Genomic DNA, 26699 nt, shown 5'->3' on the forward strand with positions numbered 1-26699 from the left:
CCCTACTAGTATACCAGTTCTAAGAAGGGAGCGCAAACCCGATAAAATGAAAAAGAGAGTGGGACAGAAATCGGTCATTCGTTAGAATTCGATTTCGTCGTCCCACCTCCGCACAGTTGAGTAGGGCTGTAAAAGCTGATGAAATCAGCCTAGTAGAGCCCACTCAACCACTGCGTCTTGCTCGACAATCCAAAGACAATTGAGAGGCTAGGACTTTTGTCCCAGCCTCTCTTCTGCTATTTTATTGCTTGGTCAGAACGATTGTATCCTGATCATCCAAGTCTTGGTCCGCTTCTTTCAGGGTCAATTGTTGCCCCTCCAATTGATAGCGGTAACCATCATCTCCGATAAAAATGATCTGGTTGGCAGCATCTAGCTTGACCTGTTTCAGCTCTTGCTCTCCATCTGCCTCTACAGCTGTCCAAGTCCCTGAATCACCAGTGATGACGAGAGTCACTTGATCACTTTCATCCATTCCCATATAGGTTCCGTCAAGACCAGTTTGGTTCACCTGCGGACTGGTTGTTGTCTGTTTAGAAGAAGTCGCCGTTGTTGTCGTCACACTTGATGGAGTATTCGTTTGCGATGGTGTTTGCTGATTTGAACACGCTCCAAGTAGGAGGACTGTAGCTGTTGCTAATAAAACAGTCATTTTCTTTGCCATGGATGGTCTCCTTTCGCGCCAACTTTTTTAACGGACTTCCCCGTTCATTTGTGGCTCACCTTTAGTATACGATAGAGGTAGTTTTCGGTCAATCTTTATGACTGACCGATGAGGGTTACTGCCTATAAAGGATTCTTTCCTTGCTCTAGTAGATAAGCGCGTACTTCTGAAATGAAGTAGAGTGAGCCAGTGACAAATAGCACCTCTTGGCCATCTTGTCGGCTATAAAAATCCTGTAAGTAATCTCTGAAATCAGCTACATAAGGATAGCCTAAGCCATCCGCCTCTTGGACAACTTCCCCATAAGCAAAGGTCGTCACCGTTAAGTCCGCCTCCGGCAAGTCTCTTGAAAAGATCTCCAACATCCCCTTGTAATCTTTGCGCTTTAACGCACCAAAGAGGATTTTCACCCGTTTATCTGAAAAGGTGCGCGCATATTCGACCAATCGATGGATAGCATGAGGGTTGTGAGCGCCATCTAGATAGACTCCTTGGCCAAAGCTTTCCAGACGACCCGGCCAGCTAGTCGTTTGCAAAGCCTCCCGAACACAGTTTTCATCGACCAGCTTCCCTCTCTGCTCCATAAAGAGGAGAAAGGCTTCGAGAGCCACCGTAGCATTCTCTTCCTGGTAAGCTCCATTGAGCCCCACTTTTAGTGAATCAAACCGATGCCGGGCATCTTGGAAGACACCCTTTACCAGTTGGAAATCTTCTCCATAGCGAGCTAGCGGACAGCCTGTTGCTTTGGCCTTTTCTATGCAGACTTGCTCAGCCTCTTCAGCCAGTGGACCAATAACAGCCGGCTTCCCTGCTTTAAAGATTCCAGCTTTTTGAGCAGCTATGGCCTCTAGACTTCCTCCCAGGGTCTCTTGATGATCCAGACCTACTGAGGTAATCACTGCTACTTCTCCTGTGATGACATTGGTTGTATCGAGAAGCCCTCCGATCCCAACCTCAATCAAGGCCAAGTCTACTTCTTGCTCATGAAAATACAAAAAGGCTAAGAGGGTGACAATCTCAAAGTAGGAGAGTTGGTCGTGAGTCTCGAGAAGCTGAGACTCCATTGCTTGGATTCTCTGACCCAAGCGAATCAGATCCTGATCCGAAATCGGTTGCCCATTTATACAAATCCGATCATGCATACTAACGATATGCGGAGAAGTAAAGGTCCCGACTTTCAGACCATGCTGCTGGAATAGTTGGCGCATAAAAGCAATGGTTGATCCCTTCCCGTTTGTCCCTGTCACATGGATCATCGGAACGGCTTCATGAGGGTTCCCTAAGAGCTTTACAGCCTGTTGCATGCGCCCCAAGCCTGAACGAAAATTGAGTCCAATCCGACTATTCATCCATTCTTCAATTTGATTCATTTCTTTCTCCTAAAAGAAAAGAGCGATCAAACCATATTACTGGCTCACGCTCCGCTATTTCTTTGATCGCTATTCCGCCGCTTCAAGTGTTTTTTGAAGCAAGGCTAAAAACATCCACTGGATGTTCCTGCGGTTTGTATTTCTTGCGCAGGGGTGATACAGTCTCCCAGACTTGCTTGCGTTTTTTGTTTCTAGCGCAAGGGTAAAAACGTCCCCCGGACGTTCCAACTCTTCTAATTTCTAGGAGTTGGGCTAAAAACATCCACTGGATTTACTTGCGGTCTGCATTTTCAACGCAAGGGTAAAAATGTTCACTGAACATTTTTACTCCTCCATAAAGCTGTTGAAGACTTCTTCAATCATATTCCATTCATCATCTGAATCTTCTGGGATTGGTTGAAGGTCGCCTTCTGTTCCGTCTTCGTTTTCAGTAAATGAATATGCTTGGATTTCTACTTCACCATTTTCATCTTCTTCTGCATTTGCAGGGATCAAAAGAACATAGTTTTTACCAAACTCTTCTTTTCCATCAATGGTCAAAAGAATTTCAAACAAGGTTTCATTTCCTTGCTCATCCACCAATGTAATCAATTCGCGTTCGTCATGGTTGTGATCATGATCATGATTGTGTGCCATCTTATTTCCTCTTTTTTCTAAAATTTTCGATCTAAATAATTTTGTAAAATCAACTGGGCAGCCAATTTATCAATGACTTTTTTACGCTTATTTCGGCTGATATCTGCTTGCTCAATCAGCATTCGCTCCGCCGCAACGGTCGTCAAACGCTCATCCTGATACTCAACCGGCAAGTTGAATAACTCTTCAAGACGCTTCCCATAAGCTTGACTCGCTTCCACGCGAGGGCCGCTTGTGTTGTTCATGTTTTTGGGTAAACCAACGACAAAGCGATCAACCCGGTATTCCTTCACCAGTTCAGAGAGACGGTCAAAGCCAAACTCTCCTTTCTCCTCATTAATCTGAATAATCTCCAGACCTTGAGCAGTAAAACCTAATGGATCACTGATGGCTACTCCGACTGTCTTCGAGCCAACGTCTAGTCCCATAATTCTCATTAGAGATCGATCCCTTGCCCTTTCAAGTAGTAACGAACCAATTCTTCAACAATTTCATCTCGTTCGTACTTACGAATTTGGTTGCGAGCGTTGTTATAACGAGGTACATAAGCAGGATCACCACTGAGTACATAACCAACGATTTGATTGATTGGATTGTAGCCCTTCTCATCCAAAGATAAGTAGACATCCTTTAATGTATCACTAATTTCTTTACGGTTTGAATCGTCAAGATTAAAACGTACTGTTTCGTCTGTAAATCCCACAATACCACCCTCTTTCTTTATATTAGTACTATTATACCATAATTTCCATACCTTTTCAAACGAAAAATATTGATTTTACGGGCTTTCTTGGACTTTTTATCACTTATTTTTGAAAGCAATCTTCTGCATTTTTCAATGACATTATTTTACTTCTTTAAAGCCATTTTTTTCCATGTTTTTGATGAAGAGCGTTGGAGAGTAAGTCTTGATCATTTTGCAAATTTCTCCTAAGTCTTCACTGTTTTTAATGTCATCGAAGTCTACTTTATCAGGATCAATCTCAATCTCAGAGACCATTGCTTCACCTGTCCAATCTGATGTCACGGTGATCCCATCGTAGTCTCTTAGTTCATCAATGCCCCCTTCGCCTTCGTAGCCCTCAATCAAGGCTTGCTTGGCACCTTCTTTATCATCCTCAGCATCGATCAACTTCTTGATCTCGGCTTTGAATTCATCCGACACATGAGTCGCTAGTTTGATTGAAACTTTCTTGTATTTCTTTCCTTGGTAGGATACTGTCACTGTAATTTCCTGTTTACCTACCTCGTCAACCTCATCGACATCTCTATCGATCTTAAAGGTACGAGTGACGACGCTATCTTTCGATAAGGACTTGCCACCTTTTGATTGAGAATTCCCACAACCTACCAAGACAAGCAATCCTGCAACGACTAGTAATAGAAATTTTTTCACGTTTTTCTCCTTATTCTTCTTTTGCTCCATTACGGAGTAGATTATTCATATATTCTGTTGGTGTCAACTTCAACAAATCTGCAACATTGGCTGTTTTGAAGTACTCTAACTCCACCGCTTTTTTCGTATCCAACTGGGTGAAATCATAAGTGATGACCGTTTGGTATTCATTTTCATTTGGTAGGGTCAGTTCAATTGTAAAACCTGGAAGGGCCCGCGCCTGTCGGAGTTGTTCATCCTTGTCCATCGACTCTACCATCAATCGTTGGGCTTCTTCGAGACCGACCTCTTGAATGGCTTTTTTCAATTCATCACTGGCAGGAGTGGTATTGGTCATGACCAATTTTTGTAATTGTTCCCCTTGATAGGTGATGGTCTGTTCTTGGCGAATACCTTTCTCATCTGTTGGAAGAACAAAGTGTTTGGTAAAGACTTGTTGCTCTTCTGCCTTCTCTAACAAATTTCGATTTTCTTTATTGAACGATTCGATTTTAGCACTGTTGGATTTTTGAACACTGGAAGAGTCGGTTTTCCCTTGTTTCTTCTGTCCACAAGCTGTCAACGTCAGGAGCAAGACTCCTAGACAAATAAGCTTCTTTTTCATGTTTTCTCCTTTAATAAGCTTCTATAAAGGGATTTTCCCCACAGAAGTATTGTACCATAGAATCCCCCGCAAAAACATTCTTACAAGCATTTTTTGTGGATTCTTTATCGAGACACAAAAGAAAAAGTCGAGATCGTAGGATCTCGACTCTTCTCAGTAGCTCAACGATTGGCTACTTGTTTCTTATAGGGCTGCTCTTAAGCGAGCCTCCGCATTTTCAACATTTCGTACAGAACGTGGTAAAAAGGCCCGAATATCGTCTTCCTTATAACCAACTTGAAGTCGCTTGTTATCCACTAGGATAGGGCTTTTCAAGATTCGTGGTGTTTCTAAGATGATATCGATAACTTCATTCATGCTGAGGTCTTCAATATCGACTCCTAGATTCTTAGCGTATCGGTTTTTTGAAGAGACGATACTTGCAATTCCATTTTCTGTTTTGGTCAAAATATCGAGTAATTCTTCTTTTGTAATCCCTTCTTTACCTAGGTTTTGTTCTTTATAGATCAACTGATGAGCATTTAGCCAAGTTTTGGCTTTTTTACAACTCGTGCAACTTGAAACTGTGTAAATTTTAATCATGTATGCACTCCTTTCGCCACACGATAATAACATTGTAGTATATTATACCATAAAAACCATCAGTCTTTCGACCTATTTTGAAAAAAATTACTCTTCAATCTCAATTGCATCATCAAGATCTAGTGTTACTTCTTCAACAAGTGAGCTTTCAGCTACTTCATCTTGTGCAACTACAGCAGTGTCATCATCGATCAAACCAAAGCGTACGCGCACTTGGTGATCAATCTCATCAAAAATTTCTGGATGGTCTGCCAAGTATTTCTTAGCATTTTCAGAACCTTGGCCAATCTTCTCACCGTTATAAGAATACCAAGCACCAGCTTTTTGGATCAAATCAAGATCTGTTGCAATTTTCAGCAATTCGCCTGTACGTGAAATTCCTTCTCCGTACATGATTTCAACCATAGCTTCCTTGAACGGTGGAGCTACCTTGTTTTTCACAACCTTGATCTTGGTTTCTTTACCAACGTTGGTATCTTTTTGATCACCCGTTCCCTTGATCTGGGTATTTCCACGGACGTCTAGACGAACAGAAGCGTAGAATTTAAGGGCACGACCACCAGGAGTTGTTTCAGGGTTCCCAAACATGACCCCAACTTTTTCACGCAATTGGTTGATAAAGATGGCAATGGTCTTGGTCTTATTGATCGAAGCTCCGAGTTTGCGCATGGCTTGGCTCATCATCCGTGCTTGCAAACCAACGTGGCTATCACCGATATCTCCATCGATTTCTGCGCGTGGTACTAAAGCAGCAACAGAGTCGATCACGACCAAATCAACGGCACCTGAGTCGATCAATTTACCCGCGATTTCAAGTCCTTGTTCCCCTGAGTCTGGTTGAGACAAGAGGAGCTCATCAATATTGACCCCGAGAGCTGCTGCATAAGATGGGTCCAAGGCATGCTCGGCATCGATAAAGGCAGCAATGCCTCCTTCTTTTTGTGCTTGCGCTACTGCATGAAGGGCAACGGTTGTTTTACCTGATGATTCTGGACCATAGATTTCGATGATCCGACCCTTTGGATAACCACCAGCACCCAAGGCAATATCAAGAGCCAAGGAACCAGAGCTCATGACTTGTACTTTTTGTTCTGCGCGTTCGCCCAGACGCATGATGGAACCCTTACCAAAGTCTTTTTCGATCAACTTCAGGGCATCATTGAGGGCTTTTTCACGCTCATCTCCAAATTTCTTTGAGATATCATCTAATTTTTTCTGTTTTTTCGCCATTCTTTTCTCCTATATTCAAAGCGTAGTGTTTTACACCTTCTTTTTATTATAGCAAATTTTCATCTAATAATACAGTCTTGCGTACCAGATTAAAAGCATGGAGGACTGCGACTTTACGAACATCCATACGACTCCGGCCAGCGATATTGACCTTGATCGATTGGACTCCTTTAGGGCCCGCAATTCCAATAAAGACAGTCCCTGCTGGATGCCCTTCCAGACTGTCTGGACCAGCAACACCTGTCAGACTGACTCCATAGTCAGCCCCTGTTAAGAGACGAGCTTGTGCCGCCATTCGCTCAGCTGTATGGGCAGAGACCACTCCATGTTCTTGCAACTCAGTTAGGGGGATTTGGAGCATTTTGCTCTTTTCCTCTATGCTGTAGGTAACAAAACCTCCCGGTAAGACCGCTGAGGCTCCTGAGAAATTAGCCAGACTCGACTGAAACATCCCGGCCGTCAAGCTCTCCGCTGCAGTCAGGGTCAAGCCCCGCTCGCGCAAGAGTTCAAAAGCTACCTTAGCTAGGGAATTGTCATCTCCATAGCCATAGAAGAGCTGGCTCAAGGATTGACCATCCAAGGTCTCATGACGGAGAATCACTTGCTCCAGTTGATCCAATTTCTGATCTGCTCGCTCTTGTGACGAAGCCTTGGTCGACAAGCGCAAGGTGACTTCTCCGGTCTTGGCATAAGGGGCCAGGGTTGGGTCCGTTTGGCCATCAATCACATCCGCCAAGACGGTTACCAGCTGACTTTCCCCAATCCCAAAGAAGCGCAAGACACGTGAGTATAGCTTCTCTCCTGTCGCTAGCAGAGGCACCAACTCATCCGTAACCATGGGTTTCAATTCACTAGGAGGACCAGGCAAAACCACATAGCTAACACCTTCTACTTCAATCAGCCCTCCCACTGCCAAACCGGTTAGGTTTTGGAGTGGCGTAGAGCCTGTCACTATTTGAGCTTGTCTCAGATTATTGGGAGTTCGGACATGGTCTGGCCGACTGGCAAAGAAGCGATCCAACTTGGCCATTGCTTCGGGATCAAAGGTCAAGTCTCTATCCAAGAATTGGGCCAGGGTTTGCTTGGTCAGATCGTCTTCGGTCGGTCCGAGACCTCCTGTGAGGATAACGAGATCACTTCGATCACGCGCAATCGCAAGAACAGACAAGAGACGATCTGCATTATCTCCAACTGCAGTTTGGAAATAAACGTCGATCCCTAGACCGGCCAACTTTTCTGATAAGAATTGCGCATTGGTATTGACAATTTGTCCAGTGAGAATTTCGGTTCCCACTGCAATGATCTCTGCTTTCATAACGCCTCCACTTATATTATTCGTAATTTTTCTTCATTGTAACACAATTTCCTAAATTATTTTAAAAACAGGTTGAAGAAAAAGTTCATTTTAGGTAACTTTCTTCAATCTTTTTCTTTTAGAGTATTATAAAGTAAAAAACTCTTATAAAATCCGTTACATCAACATTCCTAAGAGATTTAACTACGTGGTAACCAACTTCTAAAAGGGCTTGCCTATATTCTGAAGTAAGCACATCGAGCGGTTATTTTTCTGTTGCTTTATTGACATAAAATCGTATTTCTAACGCTATTCCTTATATTTTTCTATCATTTTTTATGATACAATAGCATCAATTTATTTTTAGGAGGATAAGATATGATTTCTACTATTGGTATTATTAGTTTATCTAGTGGCATTATCGGAGAGGAATTTGTCAAACATGAAGTGGACTTGGGTATTCAACGTCTCAAGGACCTCGGACTCAATCCTATCTTTTTACCTCATTCACTAAAAGGCTTAGACTTTATAAAAGAACATCCTGAAACTCGTGCAGAGGATTTGATTCAGGCTTTTTCTGATGATAGCATCGACATGATCCTATGCGCCATTGGTGGAGACGACACTTATCGCTTACTACCTTATCTTTTTGAAAATGACCAACTACAAAAGGTTATCAAACAAAAAATTTTTCTTGGCTTCTCGGATACGACCATGAACCATCTCATGTTGCATAAACTAGGAATCAAGACTTTTTACGGTCAATCATTTCTAGCAGACATTTGTGAATTAGACAAAGAAATGTTGCCATATAGCCTCCACTACTTCAAAGAATTGATTGAGACTGGAAAAATCTCAGAAATTCGCCCTAGTAACGTTTGGTATGAGGAACGGACTGATTTTAGTCCCAAGGCTCTGGGAACACCTCGTGTCAGTCATGTAAATACTGGTTTTGAGTTGTTACAAGGAACTGCCCAGTTCGAGGGGAAAATTCTCGGTGGTTGCCTCGAATCCCTCTACGATATCTTTGATAGCTCTCGGTACGCAGATAGCACAGACCTCTGCCAAAAATACAAACTTTTCCCTAACTTGTCAGACTGGGAAGGAAAAATCCTCTTGCTAGAAACAAGCGAAGAAAAGCCTGAGCCTGAAGAATTCAAAAAGATGTTGCGGACTTTAAAGAACACTGGTATATTCGAGGTCATCAGTGGACTCCTGGTCGGAAAACCTATGGATGAAACCTTCTATGACGACTATAAGGAGGCACTATTGGATATCATTGACAACAATATCCCGATTATCTATAATCTGAATGTTGGCCATGCCACACCAAGAGCCATTGTTCCCTTTGGAGTCCACGCGTATGTAGATGCAACGGAGCAAGTCATTCGCTTTGACTATAACAAAGAAAGAGAGTGGGACAGAAATCGGTAATTCGTTAGAATTCGATTTCGTCGTCCCACCTCCGCACAGTTGAGTAGGGCTGTAAAAGCTTATGAAATCAGCGTAGTAGAGCCCACTCAACCACTGCGTCTTGCTCGACAATCCAAAGATAATTGAGAGGCTAGGACTTTTGTCCCAGCCTCTTTCTCAGTATCATTACTGGTATTTTCATCACATACTACTGATAGCTAAAATGATAAGGGAAAGGCAATTGCCTAACATATGAACAAGTAGAGGATAGTAAATGTTTTCTTTCCCTTTCACATAAATAATTGAAAAGGCAAGGCCACCACCTAGATAACCGACTGCACCGACCCACTCTGATAAGCTTAAATTATGCATATGACTCAGGGCAAAGATAAGTCCTACCAGAATAATGCTTAGTAAATCTGGCAACCGTTTTTTCAAATGATGCAATAAGAGTTGACGGAAAAAGAGTTCTTCCATTAAAGGTCCAATGATACAGGCGAAAACTGCTATCAGTAGGGGGTGGTCTTGAAAGGTGCTTTGAAGATTCGACTGATTTAGACTTTGTCCGTCTAGTCCCAAAAACTGCCTTAATATTGACGATAGAAGTTCAAAGAGAATGGTCATGAGGAAAAGAAAGAGCCAGCCTTTTAAAACGCCAAAGAAGAATTTTCTTTTAGTTTTTCTGATCTCATTCCATTGTTGAATCAATCTATCCTTGCACAAGAAAGAGCCATATAGAGCTAATACTACATAGAGTAGATATTTTAGATAATTCGCAATGGCAGATGGCATCAAATAAGCCAGCAATTTAACACCACCAAACACAAAGAGAACTGTATAGAGAATCGCAAAAATCAGAATTCCCTTATTTTTGTTAGACATCATTTAAGACCCTTCCATTCACAATCATTCTCATGGTCATCAACCAACCCTGCAGCCTGTAGAAATGACAAAACTGCAACGGGGCCTGTAAACTTAAAGCCTCGTTTTTTGAGATTTTTGGATAATTTCTCAGATAGAGCTGTTTTGGCAGGCGCCTGGCTGTAGTCAGGTACATCATTGACGATAGTTTTCCCCTCAACAAAAGACCAGAGATAAGCATCAAAAGAGCCAAACTCTTCCTGGACTTGTAAAAAGGCTTGAGCGTTGGCACGCGTCGCAAAAATCTTGGCACGATTGCGGATGATGGTTGGATTATCCATTAAAGCTTCTAATTCAGAGTCCGCCATCTCTGCGACCGCTCGAATTTGATATCCGTGAAACGCTTCTCGGAAAGCTTGGCGCTTGTTGAGCACCGTTTCCCAAGACAGACCAGCCTGATAAGTTTCCATACAGAGTAACTCAAAAAGAGCTTGGTCATCGTGAAGAGGTTGTCCCCACTCCTCATCATGGTAGGCTACATATAGAGGGTTGTTCATTTTAACCCAGCCACAGCGTTTTGGCATAGAAATCTCCTATTTGACCAACATTTTAAGGGCCGACTTGATATAGTTCTCTGCTGTGTCAGTCGTTCCTTCAAAGAATTTCTTAATTTTCTTGAGCTCTGTTGCCTTGTAGCCCAATGCCAACATGGCTTCCATAGCCTCTTCCAGTTCTTGGTTGTCACTGCTAGATGGAGCTGCAGCCTTAGCAGGGAGGTCGTCTCCTGCCACAACAACTTTCCCTTCTAAGTCCAAGACCATCTGTTGGGCTGTTTTCTTACCAATCTTCGGAAACTTGGTCAAGTAGGTGATGTTCTTACTTTCAATGGCTTGGACAAGGCCTGCATTGTCATCCGCAGCAATAATGGCTAGAGCTGAGACTGGGCCAATTCCAGAGACCGAGATCAAGTTCAAAAAGAGCTTTTTCTCTTCTTCGGTCGCAAAGCCATAGAGAAGGTGAGCGTCTTCCCGAACCACTTGATGCAGATAGACCTGCACCTCTTGATTCATTTTGCCAGAATAGGCATAGGGATTGGCCACATGCAAGAGATAGCCGATCCCTGCTGTTTCTACCACAATGTATTTAGCCGTGATTTTCGTTAAGATTCCTTTAATGTATTCGTACATAAGATTCCTTTATTCTTTGTTTAATATTTGCCCAATTCCCGCAGGCTGGTGTGATTTTCCTGAATGCGTCGGAACATTTTTTCCATGTCGGACTTGGTGAAGTTGACCAAGACCGGACGGCCATGAGGGCAGTTATAGGGGTTGTCACATTGGGACAGTTGGTAGATGAGGTCGCGCGCGGAGTAATCATCCAGGGTGTGATTGGCCTTGATGGAGCGTTTGCAGGACATCATGATAGCCAACTCAGCTCGGTATTTCTTGATGGATACTTCCTTGGTCAAGAGGAGCATGTCACACATCTCATAGATGCCCGACTCGATCTCTTCTTCCTTCATCCAAATCGGATGCTCCCGCAGGATCAACTGGTTGACCCCGTATTCTTCCAGGTAGACTCCCACTTCTTCTAGGAGGTGCTTGCGTTGTTGCAGGCGGATCAGATCGTCCGCAGGGAACTCAAAGATATACGGCACCAGCAGTTGTTGCTGACTGCCATCCACGTCCCCGATGCTCTCTCGGTATTCTTCGTATTTGACTCGCTCTTGGGCCGCATGTTGGTCAATAATGTAGAGTCCCCCATTGCCTTGAGCAAAGAGATAGGTCCCATGCATCTGACCAAAATATTCCAACTCTGGGAAGGTCGATGTTTCCTCTCCCTCCAGCTTGTCATAGGCCTTGTCTAGACTAGCCAGATCCAACTCTGGGTGGTCTAATTGATCGTACTGAGGCGCCTTTCGCTCTGCGAACTTGATGGCCGGTGATTTGGTCTCCTGATTTCCATCTTCTGGGGCAAAGAGAACCGTTTGCTCTGAGGTCATTTCACCACTTGGTCGAGATTCCCCGACCTCTGGACGGACAAAGAAATCTCCCTTGTCTCGGTCGTAATAGAGGCTATTTTCTTTTAGGGGGAGGCTGGTCTGGACTGGCTTCTCTGTTCGACGAAGTGTCGACTTGGCCAGATTTTCCAGAGCATCTGGGATCAGATCTTGCTCTTTCAAAGCAGAGACAATCGCTTGGGAGATCAAGGTCATCAGTTCTCGTTCTTTAGAAATACGGACCTCTTGCTTGGTCGGGTGGACATTGACATCAGCTAGATAGGGATCAATCTGGATATTAATCACCGCTATCGGGAAGCGTCCGACCATCAGTTTACTACCGTAGCCATCCAAGATAGCCCGGTTGAGCAAAAAATTCTTGATGTAACGGCCGTTGATAAAGAGGCTAATATAGTTGCGATTGGCCCGGGTCAGTTCTGGCAACGAGACAAAGCCGGACACTTCAAAGTCCAAATCACCTGTCTCGATGGCAACCATTTTCTTGGCGGTAGCCAGACCGTAGACTCCTGCGATGGCTTGGCGAAGATTCCCCGCCCCTGCTGTCCGTGTCATTTCATGACCGTCATTGATCAAGGTGAAGGCAATCTCTGGATGGGCTAGACTCAGGCGGTTGAGAATGTCGACGATATGGGACAACTCTGCCTGTTGGCTCTTCATATATTTGAGGCGGGCTGGTGTATTGAAAAAGAGGTCCTCAACCTTGATTTTGGTCCCCACGGGGCTGGTTGCCGGCTCAAGTGAAGTGATTCCCCCCCCTTTAGCCTCTAGCTTGGTTCCATGACTAGCTCCTTCCTGAGCTGTTAGGATGGTCATAACACTGACAGAAGCAATGGAGGGTAAGGCCTCGCCACGGAAGCCTAGGGTCCGGATCCGAAAGAGATCCGCTTGACTCTTGATCTTACTAGTCGCATGGCGACGAAGGGCTAATTCCACTTCCTCGTGGGCAATCCCCTGTCCATTATCCGTGATTTGAATGGTCTTTAAGCCCGCTTCTTCAATCTCTACGACAATCTGGTTCGCACCTGCATCAATGGAGTTTTCAACCAGTTCCTTGACCACACTAGCAGGGCGTTCAATGACCTCACCGGCAGCAATCTGATTGGCTAGAATTTCTGGTAATTCGATAATCTGTGACATAGCTTCCCCTCTTATCTTTTATACGCGCATAGGTAGAACTATTATACCATATCTCCAGGGAAGGCCTCCGTTTATAAAACCTTGAACCCTAGCTCCACTAAAGATACTGGCCTTCTACCAGATAGACAGACAAAATGACCTAATATGCAAAAAACCTTGTCTTGATGCCTGAAAAAGTGTTTAATAGAATTGTAAGCAAGAGGTCCTGCTAGCGGATCGCTTACCTTACGTCAATCAGTTAGGAGGGATTTGTATGAAAGTAACAGTTACCATTGACCCCCATTTTCAAGAAGAAGGCGTAGCTATCACAGCGCCACAACCTAGCGAACGCATCCAGAAAGTCCAACAATTTATAGAGGAATTGGACCAGAAGGATCGCTTGCGAGCGAAGAAGGATGGGGAAACCTATCTTGTAGAGACCCACTTGTTTCATCGTTTCTATATTGAAAATCGGCAAGTGGTGGGGGAAACAAAGGATGATCACTTCATCCTCACAGGTCCTCTCTACCAACTCTCTGAAGACTTGCCCATCTACTTTTTAAAAATTTCCCAATCTGAAATTATCAATACCAAAGAAATCGATCATCTGTATTTTACCGGTAGCGGATCAGTTCAAATCCATCTAAAAAACGGGAGTCTAACTTACTCTTCTCGTCGTTACTTAAAAGCCATTAAGGAGAAATTATCATGATAAAAAACCATTTTACCAACGCTCTAAAAGGGATCTTAATCGGTCTCGTCCTCTCAATCCTCTTTTCTTTTTTAAACTCCCCTTCCACTTATATGCCCCTCAGTTCTAGCTCAGCTGTCGGCCAGTGGATGCAAACCCATGAGATTCATGGATCTTTAGTCATGCTCTATTGTACTCTGGTTTGGGCTGGAATCGGCTTGCTCTTTAGTCTAGGAAACACCCTGTTCAACAAGGATTGGAGCCTTCTTCGTGCAACCGTCAGCCACTACCTCTTGATGCTCTTTGGTTTTCTACCCTTAGCAACCTTGGGCGGCTGGTTCCCAATGCAAATCAGTTTTTATCTCTCTGTCATTCTTGAGTTTAGCTTTGTCTATCTCATTATCTGGGCTATTTCTTACTACCTCAATAAAAAGAAAGTGGATGACATCAACCGTCAGTTACAAGGGAAAGCCTGATAAATAAAAAGAGGCTGGGGCAAAAGTCCTAGCCTCTCAATTGTCTTTGGATTGTCGAGCAAGACGCAGTAGTTGAGTGGGCTCTACTAGGCTGATTTCATCAGCTTTTACAGCCCTACTCAACTGTGCGGAGGTGGGACGACGAAATCGAATTCTAACGAATGACCGATTTCTGTCCCACTCTCTTTTATATTCTCTTTTTCATCTCGGTAACTGCCATCATGACTTCCATCGGGGTCATGTTGTAGATATCGAGATTGTTTAATTCTTCTAGTACTGGGTGAGTGGTGTCTGCTGCAAACAGAGATAACTGCTCTCCAAGCTCTTGAGAGGGTTGCTTGGTTGGAGCTGCTACCGGCACTTCTTGGCTTTGGCCTTCTAGTTGACTCAGGATGGCATCTGCCCGCTTCAATAGATCGCTTGGCAGGCCTGCAATCTTGGCCACATGGATCCCATAGGATTTATCCGCTGGTCCCTCTTCAATTCGGTGCAAGAAGGTCACTTGGCCATCCTTCTCCAAGGTAGCGACGTGGACATTGCGCAAGCGAGATAGGGTCTGCTCCAAGTCGGTTAGCTCATGGTAGTGGGTGGCAAAGAGTGTCTTGGCCCCTGTCCGGTCATGGATGTATTCGATAATGGCTTGGGCCAAAGCCATGCCATCATAGGTCGCCGTTCCCCGGCCCAACTCATCAAACAAGATAAGAGAGGCTGGAGTCGCTTGGCGAATGGCATTGTTGGCCTCCATCATCTCAACCATAAAGGTCGACTGGCCGGACACCAAGTCATCTGCCGCCCCAATCCGAGTGTAAATGGCATCAAAGAGAGGGAGGGTCGCCGCTTGAGCTGGTACAAAGGAGCCAATCTGGGCCATAATGACAATGATAGCCAATTGACGCATATAGGTGGACTTACCGCTCATATTGGGCCCCGTAATCAACTGGATATCACAGGTCTCATCCATGAGGATACTATTGGGAATGTAGCTTTGAGCTCCCATTACCTTCTCAACAACCGGATGACGGCCCTTTTCAATCCGGATATCACGCGCTTCTTGGAAGACTGGTCGGGTCAGTTGTTGCCTTTCAGCTACACAGGCTAGGCCTTGCAAGACGTCTACCGTTGCTAGGGCTTGCGCTAGTGACTGCAAGCGCTGAATGTACTTGCCGACTTCCTCTCTGATTCGTAGGAAAATCGCATACTCCAGACTGGTTGATTGTTCCCGAGCTTCTAGCATTTCTCCTTCGATCCGAGCCAATTCTTCTGTCCCAAAGCGCTCGGAGTTTTTCAAGGTTGCCTTGCGGAAGAAATGAGCTGGCACACGGGATAATTGGGAGTTGGTCACATGGAAATAGTAACCGTCTTTTTTGTTGTAGTCAATTTTAAGACCGGTAATACCACTGGCTTCGCGTTCCTTGGCTTCAATCTCTGCAATCCAGCCGGTCCCTTCTCGGAGGACAACACGGTACTGATCCAGAGTTGGATCAAAGCCAGTACGGATGATATTGCCTTCTGTCAGAACGATAGGGGCATCCGGATCAATAGCCGCTTCGATGAGACGGCAAAGCTCTGGTAGCTCATCTAACTGAGCAATGAGGAGATCTAGAACAGGCTCTCCCATCTCGACCAAGAGCGACTTGATCAAGGGGACGTGGCGCAGCGTTTCGCCCAATTGCAAGAGGTCCTTGGGAGTAATCTTACCAAAGGAGACCCGACTGGCCAAACGCTCGATGTCATACACACCCTTGAGACGATCTGCCAGATCACTTCGCTCAAAGAAATGGTCCAAGAAGACTTGGATAATCTCTTGGCGCTCTTCGATCTGATGGCGATCCATTAAGGGTTTCTGGATCCAAGCTCGCAAGAGACGTCCTCCCATGGCTGTCTTGCTTTCATCTAGGAGCCAGTAGAGGCTGCCGTGTTTTTTACCTGTCCGGGCATTCTCTGTCAAGTCCAAACTCGCCTTGGTCGCATAATCCATCTGCAAGAAATCACGGACTTCATAGTGATGGGCAGGCTTGATATGGTGGAGCTCCCGCTTCTGGGTTTCCTGTACGTATTGGAGCAGACCTCCAGCCGCTATTCTCTCCAAATGAGTCAACTCAGCCCCTAGAAGTTGGACATCCTCCGCCACTTCTGAGATAGGGGAGAGCAAGAGGTTCATTTGGCCAAGAAGGACTCTTTCTTCACCTTCTGACAAAGAGTAGGTCAAGACAATCTCACGCGCCCGCAGGTTTCGTATCTCCCCACAGACCATGGCAAAATCATTCAAACTAGTGACCTGAAACTCTCCAGTCACCAAGTCCATATAGGCAAGGCCATAATCCGTCTCATCATGAGACAAGGCTACCAAGAAGTTGTTGGCGCTGTCTGGCTTGGTCGAATCGACAACGGTCCCTGGAGTAATGACTTGGACCACTTCCCGCTTGACCACACCGACGGCTTGCTTAGGATCTTCCATCTGCTCTGCAATAGCCACCTTATAGCCTTTTTCGATCAAAACATCGATGTACTGCTGGGCCGAATGATAAGGTACTCCAGCCATGGGAATCGGATTTTCTGCATTTTTATTCCTTGAAGTCAAGGAAATCTCTAAAATCTGTGCGGCATTGACGGCATCTTCATAAAAGAGCTCGTAAAAATCCCCCATCCGAAAGAGCAAAAAAGCATCCGGATAGTCTTTTTTGATATCTAGGTATTGCTGCATGCCAGGTGATATTTTTTCTGCTGCCATATCGCTCCTTTTCTCTATCATTTCATTCATTCTGAGAACTTGCTCCAACACTAAACTGACATAAAAGGAGGGCCGATCCCTTTCTGGACTGGTCCCTCGCCCTTGACTAGTGACTAGAATGTTGGAGAATGGTCTGCTGGACCGTTTGTGCGACTTCTTGGTCCTTGCAAACAATTAAAAGGGTATTGGCCCCTGCGACGGTTCCAAGGATTTGATCATCCAAAATTTCATCGACTGCATTGGCTAAAATCGCCGCCTCTCCAAGCTCCGTCCGAACAACCAGTGTGAACTCTGCTCTCGAGACCACTTGTGCATATTGAGCAATCAGTCTAAAAATATCTGTTCGATCAGGTTCATCGGCTAGTTTATAATAGAGACCACCCTTCTCTTTTACTTTGATCAGACCAATTTCTCGTAGGTCTCTGGATAAGGTTGTCTGGGTCACTCCCGCCCCTCTCTGATCTAAACGGTCTTGAATTTCTTTTTGCGTCGATAACTTCTCATTTTGGATAATTTCTCGAATCAAAAGCTGACGTTCATCTTTTTTCATTTTTGCTCCACTTTTGAATAATTATACTTTGATTATACCAAAAAGTTTGAAGAAAGGCCGAATTTTGTGATAGAATAGTAACAAAAGACCAAAGGAGCTACTATGAATCATAAAGAACTTATTGCAAGTGAATTGGCAAAAGTCATCGAAGGCTTAGACCAAGAAACTATCTTAAATTTACTAGAGCAACCAAAATCTTCAGACCTCGGAGATATCGCCTTTCCTGCCTTTTCTTTGGCTAAAATCGAACGCAAAGCTCCTCAAGCGATTGCTGCTGATATTGCGGAAAAAATCGATGCCTCTCACTTTGAAAAAGTCGTTGCTACTGGTCCTTACGTAAACTTCTTCTTAGATAAATCACAAATCTCTGACCAAGTCATCAAATCTGTTATCCAAGCGGGTGCTGACTATGGACAACAAGAAGAAGGGCAAGGAGCGAACGTTACCATCGACCTTTCTAGTCCAAACATCGCAAAACCATTCTCAGTTGGTCACTTACGTTCAACCGTTATCGGGGATGCTATTTCAAATATCTATAAAAAAATGGGCTACAATACCATTAAAATCAACCACTTGGGAGACTGGGGTAAACAGTTCGGTCTCTTAATGGTGGCTTACAAAAAATGGGGTAGCAAGGAAGCTGTCGAAGCCAATCCAATCGACGAATTGTTGAAACTTTATGTTCGCATCAATGCCGAAATCGAAAACGATCCTGCTTTGGACGATGAAGGACGTATCTGGTTCAAGAAATTGGAAGATGGAGATCCAGAAGCGACTGAATTGTGGCAATGGTTCCGTGACGAGAGCTTGGTAGAATTCAACCGTATCTACAAACTCCTCGGTGTTGAATTTGACAGCTTAAACGGAGAAGCCTTCTACAATGACAAGATGGACGAAGCTGTCCAAATCCTTGAAGAAAAAGGTTTGTTGAAAGAGTCTAAGGGGGCTAGCATCGTTGAGTTGGATGATGTCAACCTACCACCAGCTATGATTAAAAAATCAGATGGTGCCACTCTTTATATCACTCGTGATATCGCAACCGCTATCTACCGTGCACGGACTTACAACTTTGTGAAAAACATCTATGTTGTAGGTCAAGAACAATCCAACCACTTCCGTCAGTTGAAAGCTGTTTTGAAGAAAATGGGATTTGAATGGAGCGACGATATGATCCACGTTGACTTTGGTTTGGTGACAAAGAACCGCCAAAAATTGTCAACTCGTAAAGGAAATATCATCCTGCTCGAACCAACCCTTCAAGAAGCTATCTCTCGTGCTAAAGCTCAGATCGAAGAAAAGAATCCTGAACTAGAAAACAAGGAAGAAGTAGCACATGCAGTCGGTGTTGGTGCGGTTAAATTCTATGACTTGAAGACAGACCGTCGAAACGGGTATGACTTTGACCTTGAAGCCATGGTATCCTTCGAAGGAGAAACTGGACCATACGTTCAATACGCTTATGCTCGTATCCAATCTATCCTTCGCAAAGCCAACTTCACACCATCTGCAGATGCGACTTATAGCTTGAGCGATCCTGAAAGCTGGGAAATCATCAAGCTTCTCCAAGACTTCTCTCGTGTTGTCAAACGTGCTGCTGAAAACTATGATCCATCCTTGATTGCTAAATATGCCATCAACTTGGCTCAAGCCTTCAACAAGTACTATGCTCACACTCGTATCTTGGATGAAAGCCCAGAACGCGAAAGCCGTCTTGCTCTTAGCTACTCGACAGCAGTTGTTTTGAAAGAAGCGCTTCGTCTATTGGGTGTGGATGCGCCTGAGAAAATGTAATATCTTCTTTACTTTTTGATAGGAACCGTCTCTTTTAGGGGTGAGAGGAGTAGCTAAATAAGCCTTATTTAGTTCCGTCTCACTCCTTTTCTCATGTTACATACACCTATATTTTTAGGGATTAGCGCTTCCCTTATCTATTATCTTATCTTCTGGAGAACCCTATGAACCAAACCGTTTACATTCTTATTTTAGTTAGTCTAGTCATTCTCTTTTTAATCAATAAATACGAGAGAGAAAAACTGCAAAAGATTTTACAAGAGCAACTCTTAAAAGATGAAACCTTCAAAGCAGGCATCAAGGAGCAAATCCAAACGACGGAAAACATCAACGATGTCATCCACGCTATCAACAAGGACTATCGCCTCGGCCTCTTACTTTCGAAAGAAATCACAGATCAATTAAAATAAGTAACAAAAGAGAGAGTAGGACAGAAATCGGTCATTCGTTAGAATTCGATTTCTGTCCCACTCTCTTCTCATTTTAAAAGTGATACAAGTCTTCGATAATACCAGCTACTTTTTTGATATCCCCTAGCATCCCTCGCATCTCAAAGTCTGCTAGCATAGGGAAGCCAAAGCGTTGACTGTACTGCTTGGCCGTTAGGCAATATTGATTGTTGAAGTTGCGGTTTCCAGATCCTACAACTCCCAAGCATTTAGTGGCATTGTCTCCGTAGGCAATAAAGTCTGCTACATCGGTCGTTAAAATCTCCACATCCCCATTATCAACACCATTTCCTCCTTCTAGATAGGTAGGTAAAAAGGCAATAAAAGGAGTATCAACTTCAAAGAAAGGCTTCCCTTCTTTGACCAGGTCTTTGACATGGATTTTTTCAATAACCAAGTCAGGGTACTGCTCCCATAGATAGTCACTGAGGCGACGGACAAAACTTTCAGTATTGCCACTTAAACTGATATAGACAAAACATACTTTCATTTTTTTCTCCAATCAGACAAGCTCCTCCTTCTTTGTCTAAGACTAGGCTAGAGGAGCTTTTGAATGCTGTCATCTAAGCTGAAAGGTCGCTAGCTGGTCTATTTTTTAATTTGTAGAGAAGGATTCCCAGGTAAACAAGGGCTACAACTATACTCAAGACAAGCGCATATAAGCTAGAAGCCTGTATCAAGGTCCGCAATTTATCTGTTGTGATCACCGACATGGAAGAACGATAAGACCAGAAATTGTGCAAGCTTATTAGGACAAAGGCTCCAATTTGACCCATATAGGCGTAGGTGGCCTTGACAATATCCTTTTTAGACAGGAAGAAATAGCCAACAGCAATTAAGCCCCCAATTAAAAGAGATAGCAACAACCAAGCAATCGGTCCGCGTAGCGCTACGATTAGTTTTTCAAGGAAGGCTTTATATTCTTCCCGTTCAATTGCAGTGGTTAAGTTCAAAGAAGCTGCCGTTTCATCTGTGATCTCCACTTTAGCCAATCCAAAGAAGGACTGAGCAGTTAATAGAGTTCCCATCGCTGAGAGGGCTAGCAAGACATACATATAAATCGGATTTTTCTTCATTGTATTTCCTCGTTTCTAATATCCATAGTATTTATTATAACGTGAACCTAAGGGAAGCGCAAGTTTAGATTTCCCCACTAGTCCTGTACTAAAAAAGCTCCCTCTAAATCAGGATATGATCCAAAAGGAGCTCTTCTTTTCTAAGTATATTGCTTCTAGAATACTAAAGGCAAATTAGTTCAAGTGCCAGATATCTTCGTTGTACTGAGCGATGGTACGGTCAGATGAGAAGAATCCTGCTTTTGCAATGTTGACGATCACTTTATCCAACCATGCGTCACGATCTTCGTAGTCAGCAAGCATTTGCTCTTTCACTTTGATGTAGTCTTCCAAGTCAAGAAGAGTCATGAACCAGTCTTTGTTGATCAACTCATTGTGAAGACGTTCCAAGCGTTCTTTCTTACCTACTGCAAGAACAGCGTCGCTCACGATGAAGTCAACCAATGGTTTGATAGCTTCACGAGCGTAAAATTCGCTTGATTTGTAAGCTGATTTAGCGTAAAGATCGATAACAGTTTCTGAATCTTCACCGAAGATGTAGATGTTTTCGTCTCCAACCAACTCAGCGATTTCCACGTTAGCTCCATCCATGGTACCAAGAGTCAAAGCTCCATTCAACATAAATTTCATGTTACCAGTACCTGAAGCTTCTTTAGAAGCCAATGAGATTTGTTCTGAAATATCACATGCTGGGATCAAGAAGCTTGCTGCAGTAACGTTGTAGTTTTCAACCATTACCACTTGCAAGTGTGGAGCAACTGCTGGGTCATTAGCGATTACTTCTGACAAGCAAAGGATCAAGTGGATGATATCTTGTGCGATGGTATAGGCAGGAGCTGCTTTACCACCAAAGAAGACAGTGATTGGACGTGCAGGGATGTTACCAGCTTTGATGTCCAAGTATTTGTGGATCACATACAAAGCGTTCATTTGTTGGCGTTTGTATTCGTGAAGACGTTTGATTTGGATATCAAAGATAGAGTTTGTCTTGATTTCCACCCCTTGTTGTTCTTTCAAGTGCCGAGCCAATTTACGTTTGTTGTGAGCTTTGATATCTTCCAATTTTGCTTTGACAGCAGCCTTATCTTCATATGAGAGAAGGTCTTCCAACTTAGAAGCATCGTGGTGCCAATCGCGTCCAAGAATCTCATCCAAGTAGTGAGACAAGCTTGGGTTCGCATGCATGAGCCAACGACGGAAGGTAATCCCGTTTGTTTTGTTGTTGAATTTTTCTGGGTAGATGTCGTAGAAGGCTTTCAACTCAGAGTTCTTCAAGATTTCTGTGTGGAGTGCTGCTACCCCGTTAACACTGTATCCGTAGTGGATATCCATGTGAGCCATGTGTACACGGTCGTTTTCATCAATGATTTGAACAGCTGGATCTTTGTATTCTGCTTTAACACGACGATCCAATTCTTTGATGATTGGTACCAAGTGAGGAACCACTTCTTCCAAGAATTCAAGTGGCCATTTTTCAAGGGCTTCAGCAAGGATGGTGTGGTTAGTGTAAGCTGTCATGCTACGAACGATAGAAATTGCTTCATCAAGTTCGATTCCACGTTCAGTCAAAAGACGGATCAATTCAGGAATCACCATTGATGGGTGAGTATCGTTGATTTGTACAACTGCGTAGTCAGCAAGGTCATGCAAGTTGCTTCCTTTTTCGATCGCTTCGTCGATGATCAATTGCGCACCATTTGAAACCATGAAGTATTGTTGGAAGATACGGAGCAATTCACCTTGACGGTCACTATCATCTGGATACAAGAAGAGAGTCAAGTTGCGAGCGATGTCTGTCTTGTCAAAGTTGATACCATCTTTGATGATTGAAGAATCAACCGAATCCAAGTCAAACAAACGCAAGCGGTTTTTAGTCGCTGTTTTGTAACCAGGTACATCGATATCGTAAAGAGTAGATGTCAATGTAAAGTGTGCAAATGGCACTTGGTAGCTACGGCTTGAACGAACCAACCAGTTTTGGTCAGTCAACCATGCATTTGGAATGGTTTCTTGTTGGTTGTTTTTAAGAACTTGTTGGAAAAGACCGAAGTGGTAGTTCAAACCAACCCCGTCACCGTTCAAACCAAGTGTAGCGATTGAGTCGATAAAGCAGGCAGCCAAACGGCCCAAACCACCATTACCAAGTGATGGCTCCAATTCTACTTCTTCGATTTCGATCAACTCTTTACCTGCATCAGCAAGTTCTTTCTTAACTTCGTCATAAAGACCAAGGTTAATCAAGTTGTTAGACAAGAGTTTACCAATCAAGAACTCAGCTGAGATATAGTAAACTTTCTTCTTGCCAGTGTTGACTGGTTTTTGGCTACTTGCAAGTTTGCTGTAGTTAAGAAGAGCAAGATAAAGCTCTTCGTTACTACATTCTGCAATAGATTTATTGTAACGATTTTGTACAAATTCTTTTAATGGTAACATTTTTGTGTCTCCTGAAATTTTCTATTGGTTTGAATCCACCAAATTTTCATTGATTCGGCGATAAATGGTTGTCAAGTCAAGTAAGTTTTCCTCGACAGCTGGTGTCAATTGATCTTCTGTCATTCGCCATGACCAGTTTCCACCAAGGGTAGATGGGAAGTTCATCCGAGCCGAACCATCCAACTCTAGCAAGTCTTGCATAGTGGCGATAGCCATAAAGCTGACAGAAGCAAAGACCGTACGAAGCATAGCATGTGGAACAGTTTCGTATTCTTTACGATTGGTGTAACGTGCAAGATACTCACGAGTTGGATCGTCAATCTCATTGCGGTACCATCCAAGAACCGTATTGTTATCATGCGTTCCTGTGTACATGACAGAGTTGTTTGGCGCCAAGTGAGGGCTATCGATACTTTCATCGTCAGGATTGAAGGCAAATTGAAGAATCTTCATTCCTGGGAAGCCTGTCCGTTCACGCAATTCAATCACTTCATCTGTCATAAAGCCAAGGTCTTCTGCGATGATGTTCAAGTCACCGAGCTCTTCCTTCACTGCTGCAAAGAGCTTATAATCAGGCCCTTTGACCCATTTACCAGGTGCTGCTGTATCAGAACCAGCTGGGATTTCCCAATAAGATTCAAAACCACGGAAGTGGTCAATCCGAACGATATCGTAGATTTTAAAGCTTTCACGCAAGCGTTCAATCCACCATTTGTATCCATCTTGGTCCATTGCTTCCCAGTCATAGATTGGGTTCCCCCAAAGTTGACCAGTTGCTGAGAATTCATCTGGTGGGCATCCTGCAATGCAGGTTGCTTTCCCATTTTCATCTGTTTTAAAGAGGTGTGGATTTGCCCACATATCACTTGAATCTTCCGCTACGTAGATTGGCATGTCTCCTACGATTTCGATGTGGTTATCGTTAGCGTATGCTTTCAATTTCAACCATTGTTTGAAGAAGAAATACTGTGTCACTCGATGGTAAGTCAATTTATCTTCCAATTGAGAGCGGTAGGAAGCAAGAGCTTCTGGTTGACGAGCTCGAATCGCTGCATCTGGCCACTCTGTCCATGCTTTTAATTCAAAATGTTCTTTAATGGCCATGTATTCAGCGAACAATTCCAACCAAGCTGCATTTTGCTCTGCAAATCGGCTGAAGTCATCCCAATCACCTGTTTTGAGAAAAGCTTCAACCGCTTTTTCTAGAAGAGGACGACGTTGCTCGAAGATCTTGGCATAGTCTACTTCTGTTGGATCTTGACCAAAATCAACTCCTTCTACATCAGATGCATCCAAGAGTCCTTGTTCAATTAAAAGATCAAAGTCAATAAAATGGGTGTTGCCTGCAAAAGCCGAGAAGGATTGGTAAGGAGAATCCCCGTAGCTTGTTGTTCCGAGAGGCAAAATTTGCCAATACCGTTGCTTGGTACGAACGAGGAAATCCACAAAATCGTAAGCTGCTTGGCCAAACGAACCGATTCCATACTTCCCAGGCAAGGATGAAATGTGCATCAAGACACCACTTTGGCGTTTTTTCATTGAGGGTACCACCTTTAGTTTAATATTTTTTTGTTTTAAGAAAATAGACGAACCTTCTATGCTGTTTCTGATCCCACTCCAACTCTCAGGAAGAATTGAAGAAGAGCAGTCAGCAGACATAGAACTGAATTTAACCTATTTATAAATGACCCTAGATCATCTTTATGCAACGCTTAAGGAAAACGTTTGCGTTCTTATCCATTATAAAGTAATCCTGTGGTTTATGCAAGAGGTTTCCTAAACTTTTATGTTTTTTCTGCATGTTAACCCTATGCCTAGTGTATCCCTTTCTCATTTTCTTGTCAACTATTTGTGTGTATATATAGAAGATAAAAAATTTTTAAAAAAATTTTGCACAAATGCTTGCAAACGTTTTCTCCCTGTGATATACTATTCGTGTTAAGGAAAACGTTTGTCTAAAACGTTTTCAACTAATAATCTTATTTTTATTCTTTAGGAGGAATAAATCATGAAACGCACAATTCTTCGAAGCGCTGCTGTACTTGGTACAGTTGGATTCGCATCACTTCTTTTGGTAGCTTGTGGAGGCAAAAAAGAAGATTCTTCTTCTGCTAAAAACTCGTTAACCGTCTACGTTGATAATGGTTACAAATCATATATGGAAGAAGCTGCGAAAGCTTTTGAAAAAGAAAGTGGTACAAAAGTAACTATCAAGACTGGTGACGCTCTTGGTGGTTTGGACAAATTGTCTCTTGACAACCAATCTGGTAAAGCTCCAGACGTTATGATGGCACCATACGACCGCGTAGGTGGTCTTGGTAACGACGGTCAATTGGCAGAAGTTACATTGAACAAAGACAGCAAGACTGACAAAACAACTGAATCACTTGTAACAAACGGTGGCAAAGTATATGGAGCACCAGCAGTTATCGAAACATTGGTTCTTTACTACAACAAAGACCTCCTACAAGAAGCTCCAAAAACATTTGGTGAACTTGAAGAATTAGCAAAAGACAGCAAGTATGACTTCGCTGGTGAAGAAGGTAAAAACACTGCCTTCCTTGCTGACTGGACAAACTTCTACTATGCATACGGACTCCTTTCAGGTAACGGTGGATATGTCTTCGGTAAAAATGGTACAGATCCAAAAGACGTAGGTTTGAACAACCAAGGTGCCATCGACGGTATCGAATACGCGAAAACTTGGTACGCTAAATGGCCTAAAGGATTGCAAGACACTAAAGGTGCTGCAAACTTCATCCAAACTCAATTCCAAGAAGGTAAGACAGCTGCCATCATCGATGGACCATGGAAAGCATCTTCATTGAAAGAAGCTAAAGTAAACTACGGTGTAGCAACTATCCCTACCCTTCCAAACGGAAAAGCATACTCTGCCTTCGGTGGTGGTAAAGCTTGGGTTATCCCTGCAGGTGCTAATAACCCTGAAGCAGCTCAAAAATTTGTTGACTTCTTGACTTCAACTGATCAACAAAAAGCCTTCTACGATAAGACTAACGAAGTGCCAGCTAACACAGAAGCTCGTGAATACGCTGTTGGTAAAAACGATGAGTTGACAACTGCCGTTGTTAAACAGTTTGAAAATGCTCAACCAATGCCAAACATCTCTGAAATGAGTACTGTTTGGGATCCAGCTGCAACTATGCTCTTCGACGCTGTAAGTGGTAAGAAATCTGCTAAAGATGCTGCTGACGATGCTGTTAAATTGATCAAAGAAACTATCGAACAAAAATTCGGTGGCAAGTAAAACAGTTCCCAAGGGGCTGGGAATCTTTCCCAGCCTTTCGCTGTGATGTGG

At 43.5% G+C, this 26699-nt stretch carries 26 protein-coding genes; 6 read left to right on the forward strand and 20 right to left on the reverse strand.

Annotation, left to right across the window (positions count from 1 at the left end):
• Nucleotides 1-241: 241 nt before the first annotated feature.
• The 10 genes from DW930_RS09535 to DW930_RS09580 form a co-directional block, all read right to left on the reverse strand.
• On the reverse strand, nucleotides 242-664 hold the full coding sequence (locus DW930_RS09535; protein WP_120701485.1) for an SP_0198 family lipoprotein: 423 nt from the start codon (nucleotides 662-664) through the stop codon (nucleotides 242-244).
• A gap of 122 nt (nucleotides 665-786) precedes the next feature.
• Nucleotides 787-2034, reverse strand: a complete 1248-nt coding sequence (locus DW930_RS09540) for a folylpolyglutamate synthase/dihydrofolate synthase family protein (RefSeq protein ID WP_120701484.1) — start codon at nucleotides 2032-2034, stop codon at nucleotides 787-789.
• Nucleotides 2035-2358: 324 nt separating this feature from the next.
• Nucleotides 2359-2670, reverse strand: a complete 312-nt coding sequence (locus tag DW930_RS09545; RefSeq protein ID WP_006595405.1) for a DUF1292 domain-containing protein — start codon at nucleotides 2668-2670, stop codon at nucleotides 2359-2361.
• A 17-nt stretch (nucleotides 2671-2687) separates the two neighbouring features.
• On the reverse strand, nucleotides 2688-3107 hold the full coding sequence (ruvX, locus tag DW930_RS09550) for a Holliday junction resolvase RuvX (RefSeq protein WP_117744821.1): 420 nt from the start codon (nucleotides 3105-3107) through the stop codon (nucleotides 2688-2690).
• A complete protein-coding gene (locus DW930_RS09555; protein ID WP_006597020.1) occupies nucleotides 3107-3373 on the reverse strand; it encodes an IreB family regulatory phosphoprotein in 267 nt (88 codons plus the stop codon). Before DW930_RS09555 ends, ruvX begins: the two co-directional genes overlap by 1 nt.
• 141 nt (nucleotides 3374-3514) lie before the next feature.
• A complete protein-coding gene (locus DW930_RS09560; RefSeq protein ID WP_117744822.1) occupies nucleotides 3515-4066 on the reverse strand; it encodes a hypothetical protein in 552 nt (183 codons plus the stop codon).
• Between the two features lie 10 nt (nucleotides 4067-4076).
• Nucleotides 4077-4670, reverse strand: a complete 594-nt coding sequence (locus tag DW930_RS09565; RefSeq protein WP_123159916.1) for an SP0191 family lipoprotein — start codon at nucleotides 4668-4670, stop codon at nucleotides 4077-4079.
• A 183-nt stretch (nucleotides 4671-4853) separates the two neighbouring features.
• A complete protein-coding gene (gene spx / locus DW930_RS09570) occupies nucleotides 4854-5252 on the reverse strand; it encodes a transcriptional regulator Spx (protein WP_006595399.1) in 399 nt (132 codons plus the stop codon).
• An 87-nt stretch (nucleotides 5253-5339) separates the two neighbouring features.
• Nucleotides 5340-6482 (reverse strand): recombinase RecA, encoded by a 1143-nt coding sequence (gene recA / locus DW930_RS09575; protein WP_117744824.1) that lies wholly within the window; start codon nucleotides 6480-6482, stop codon nucleotides 5340-5342.
• A 46-nt stretch (nucleotides 6483-6528) separates the two neighbouring features.
• Nucleotides 6529-7797, reverse strand: a complete 1269-nt coding sequence (locus tag DW930_RS09580; protein WP_123159917.1) for a competence/damage-inducible protein A — start codon at nucleotides 7795-7797, stop codon at nucleotides 6529-6531.
• A gap of 357 nt (nucleotides 7798-8154) precedes the next feature.
• Between DW930_RS09580 and DW930_RS09585 the strand changes: the two genes are divergently transcribed.
• Nucleotides 8155-9210, forward strand: coding sequence for a S66 peptidase family protein (locus tag DW930_RS09585; protein WP_123159918.1), 1056 nt, complete (start codon nucleotides 8155-8157; stop codon nucleotides 9208-9210).
• Between the two features lie 180 nt (nucleotides 9211-9390).
• Here DW930_RS09585 and DW930_RS09595 read toward each other — a convergent pair whose 3' ends face one another.
• From DW930_RS09595 to mutL, 4 genes are read right to left on the reverse strand one after another with little or no spacing between them, the layout of a single operon-like run.
• Nucleotides 9391-10074, reverse strand: coding sequence for a type II CAAX endopeptidase family protein (locus DW930_RS09595; protein ID WP_123159919.1), 684 nt, complete (start codon nucleotides 10072-10074; stop codon nucleotides 9391-9393).
• Complete coding sequence (locus DW930_RS09600) at nucleotides 10071-10634, reverse strand: DNA-3-methyladenine glycosylase I (RefSeq protein ID WP_123159920.1); 564 nt, start codon at nucleotides 10632-10634, stop codon at nucleotides 10071-10073. The genes DW930_RS09595 and DW930_RS09600 overlap by 4 nt, the downstream gene beginning before the upstream one ends.
• A gap of 9 nt (nucleotides 10635-10643) precedes the next feature.
• Nucleotides 10644-11237: a Holliday junction branch migration protein RuvA gene (gene ruvA, locus DW930_RS09605; RefSeq protein ID WP_123159921.1), complete on the reverse strand. Its 594-nt coding sequence runs from the start codon at nucleotides 11235-11237 to the stop codon at nucleotides 10644-10646.
• Between the two features lie 20 nt (nucleotides 11238-11257).
• On the reverse strand, nucleotides 11258-13207 hold the full coding sequence (gene mutL / locus DW930_RS09610) for a DNA mismatch repair endonuclease MutL (protein ID WP_123159922.1): 1950 nt from the start codon (nucleotides 13205-13207) through the stop codon (nucleotides 11258-11260).
• A 253-nt stretch (nucleotides 13208-13460) separates the two neighbouring features.
• Here mutL and DW930_RS09615 point away from each other — a divergent pair, with 253 nt between their 5' ends.
• Both DW930_RS09615 and DW930_RS09620 read left to right on the forward strand, forming a co-directional pair.
• Nucleotides 13461-13898, forward strand: coding sequence for a LytTR family DNA-binding domain-containing protein (locus tag DW930_RS09615; protein WP_123159923.1), 438 nt, complete (start codon nucleotides 13461-13463; stop codon nucleotides 13896-13898).
• Nucleotides 13895-14353 carry a DUF3021 domain-containing protein gene (locus tag DW930_RS09620; RefSeq protein WP_123159924.1) on the forward strand — a complete coding sequence of 153 codons (459 nt, stop codon included), beginning with the start codon at nucleotides 13895-13897 and terminating at the stop codon, nucleotides 14351-14353. Before DW930_RS09615 ends, DW930_RS09620 begins: the two co-directional genes overlap by 4 nt.
• Nucleotides 14354-14540: 187 nt before the next feature.
• Here DW930_RS09620 and mutS read toward each other — a convergent pair whose 3' ends face one another.
• The gene (gene mutS / locus DW930_RS09630; RefSeq protein WP_123159925.1) at nucleotides 14541-17084 is read right to left on the reverse strand and encodes a DNA mismatch repair protein MutS; all 2544 of its coding nucleotides are present in this window, start codon (nucleotides 17082-17084) and stop codon (nucleotides 14541-14543) included.
• Nucleotides 17085-17190: 106 nt separating this feature from the next.
• Nucleotides 17191-17634: an arginine repressor gene (gene argR, locus DW930_RS09635; RefSeq protein ID WP_023024723.1), complete on the reverse strand. Its 444-nt coding sequence runs from the start codon at nucleotides 17632-17634 to the stop codon at nucleotides 17191-17193.
• 102 nt (nucleotides 17635-17736) lie between these two features.
• Here argR and argS point away from each other — a divergent pair, with 102 nt between their 5' ends.
• Nucleotides 17737-19425, forward strand: coding sequence for an arginine--tRNA ligase (gene argS / locus DW930_RS09640; RefSeq protein ID WP_023024724.1), 1689 nt, complete (start codon nucleotides 17737-17739; stop codon nucleotides 19423-19425).
• Nucleotides 19426-19589: 164 nt separating this feature from the next.
• On the forward strand, nucleotides 19590-19835 hold the full coding sequence (locus DW930_RS09645; protein WP_023024726.1) for a hypothetical protein: 246 nt from the start codon (nucleotides 19590-19592) through the stop codon (nucleotides 19833-19835).
• Nucleotides 19836-19908: 73 nt separating this feature from the next.
• Here the strand turns inward: DW930_RS09645 and nrdI are convergent, their stop codons facing one another.
• The 4 genes from nrdI to malQ all read right to left on the reverse strand — a co-directional run bounded on the left by nrdI (nucleotide 19909) and on the right by malQ (nucleotide 25042).
• Nucleotides 19909-20376 (reverse strand): class Ib ribonucleoside-diphosphate reductase assembly flavoprotein NrdI, encoded by a 468-nt coding sequence (nrdI, locus tag DW930_RS09650; protein WP_123159926.1) that lies wholly within the window; start codon nucleotides 20374-20376, stop codon nucleotides 19909-19911.
• Nucleotides 20377-20437: 61 nt separating this feature from the next.
• Nucleotides 20438-20950 (reverse strand): hypothetical protein, encoded by a 513-nt coding sequence (locus tag DW930_RS09655; protein ID WP_023027392.1) that lies wholly within the window; start codon nucleotides 20948-20950, stop codon nucleotides 20438-20440.
• Nucleotides 20951-21124: 174 nt separating this feature from the next.
• Nucleotides 21125-23383: a glycogen/starch/alpha-glucan family phosphorylase gene (gene glgP / locus DW930_RS09660; protein WP_120701469.1), complete on the reverse strand. Its 2259-nt coding sequence runs from the start codon at nucleotides 23381-23383 to the stop codon at nucleotides 21125-21127.
• Between the two features lie 21 nt (nucleotides 23384-23404).
• The gene (malQ, locus tag DW930_RS09665) at nucleotides 23405-25042 is read right to left on the reverse strand and encodes a 4-alpha-glucanotransferase (protein ID WP_279387284.1); all 1638 of its coding nucleotides are present in this window, start codon (nucleotides 25040-25042) and stop codon (nucleotides 23405-23407) included.
• 349 nt (nucleotides 25043-25391) lie between these two features.
• Here malQ and DW930_RS09670 point away from each other — a divergent pair, with 349 nt between their 5' ends.
• Nucleotides 25392-26648 (forward strand): extracellular solute-binding protein, encoded by a 1257-nt coding sequence (locus DW930_RS09670; RefSeq protein WP_117744835.1) that lies wholly within the window; start codon nucleotides 25392-25394, stop codon nucleotides 26646-26648.
• The last annotated feature ends 51 nt before the right edge of the window (nucleotides 26649-26699 follow it).

This window comes from Streptococcus sp. AM43-2AT (assembly GCF_003603405.1).
Taxonomy (GTDB): domain Bacteria; phylum Bacillota; class Bacilli; order Lactobacillales; family Streptococcaceae; genus Streptococcus; species Streptococcus ilei.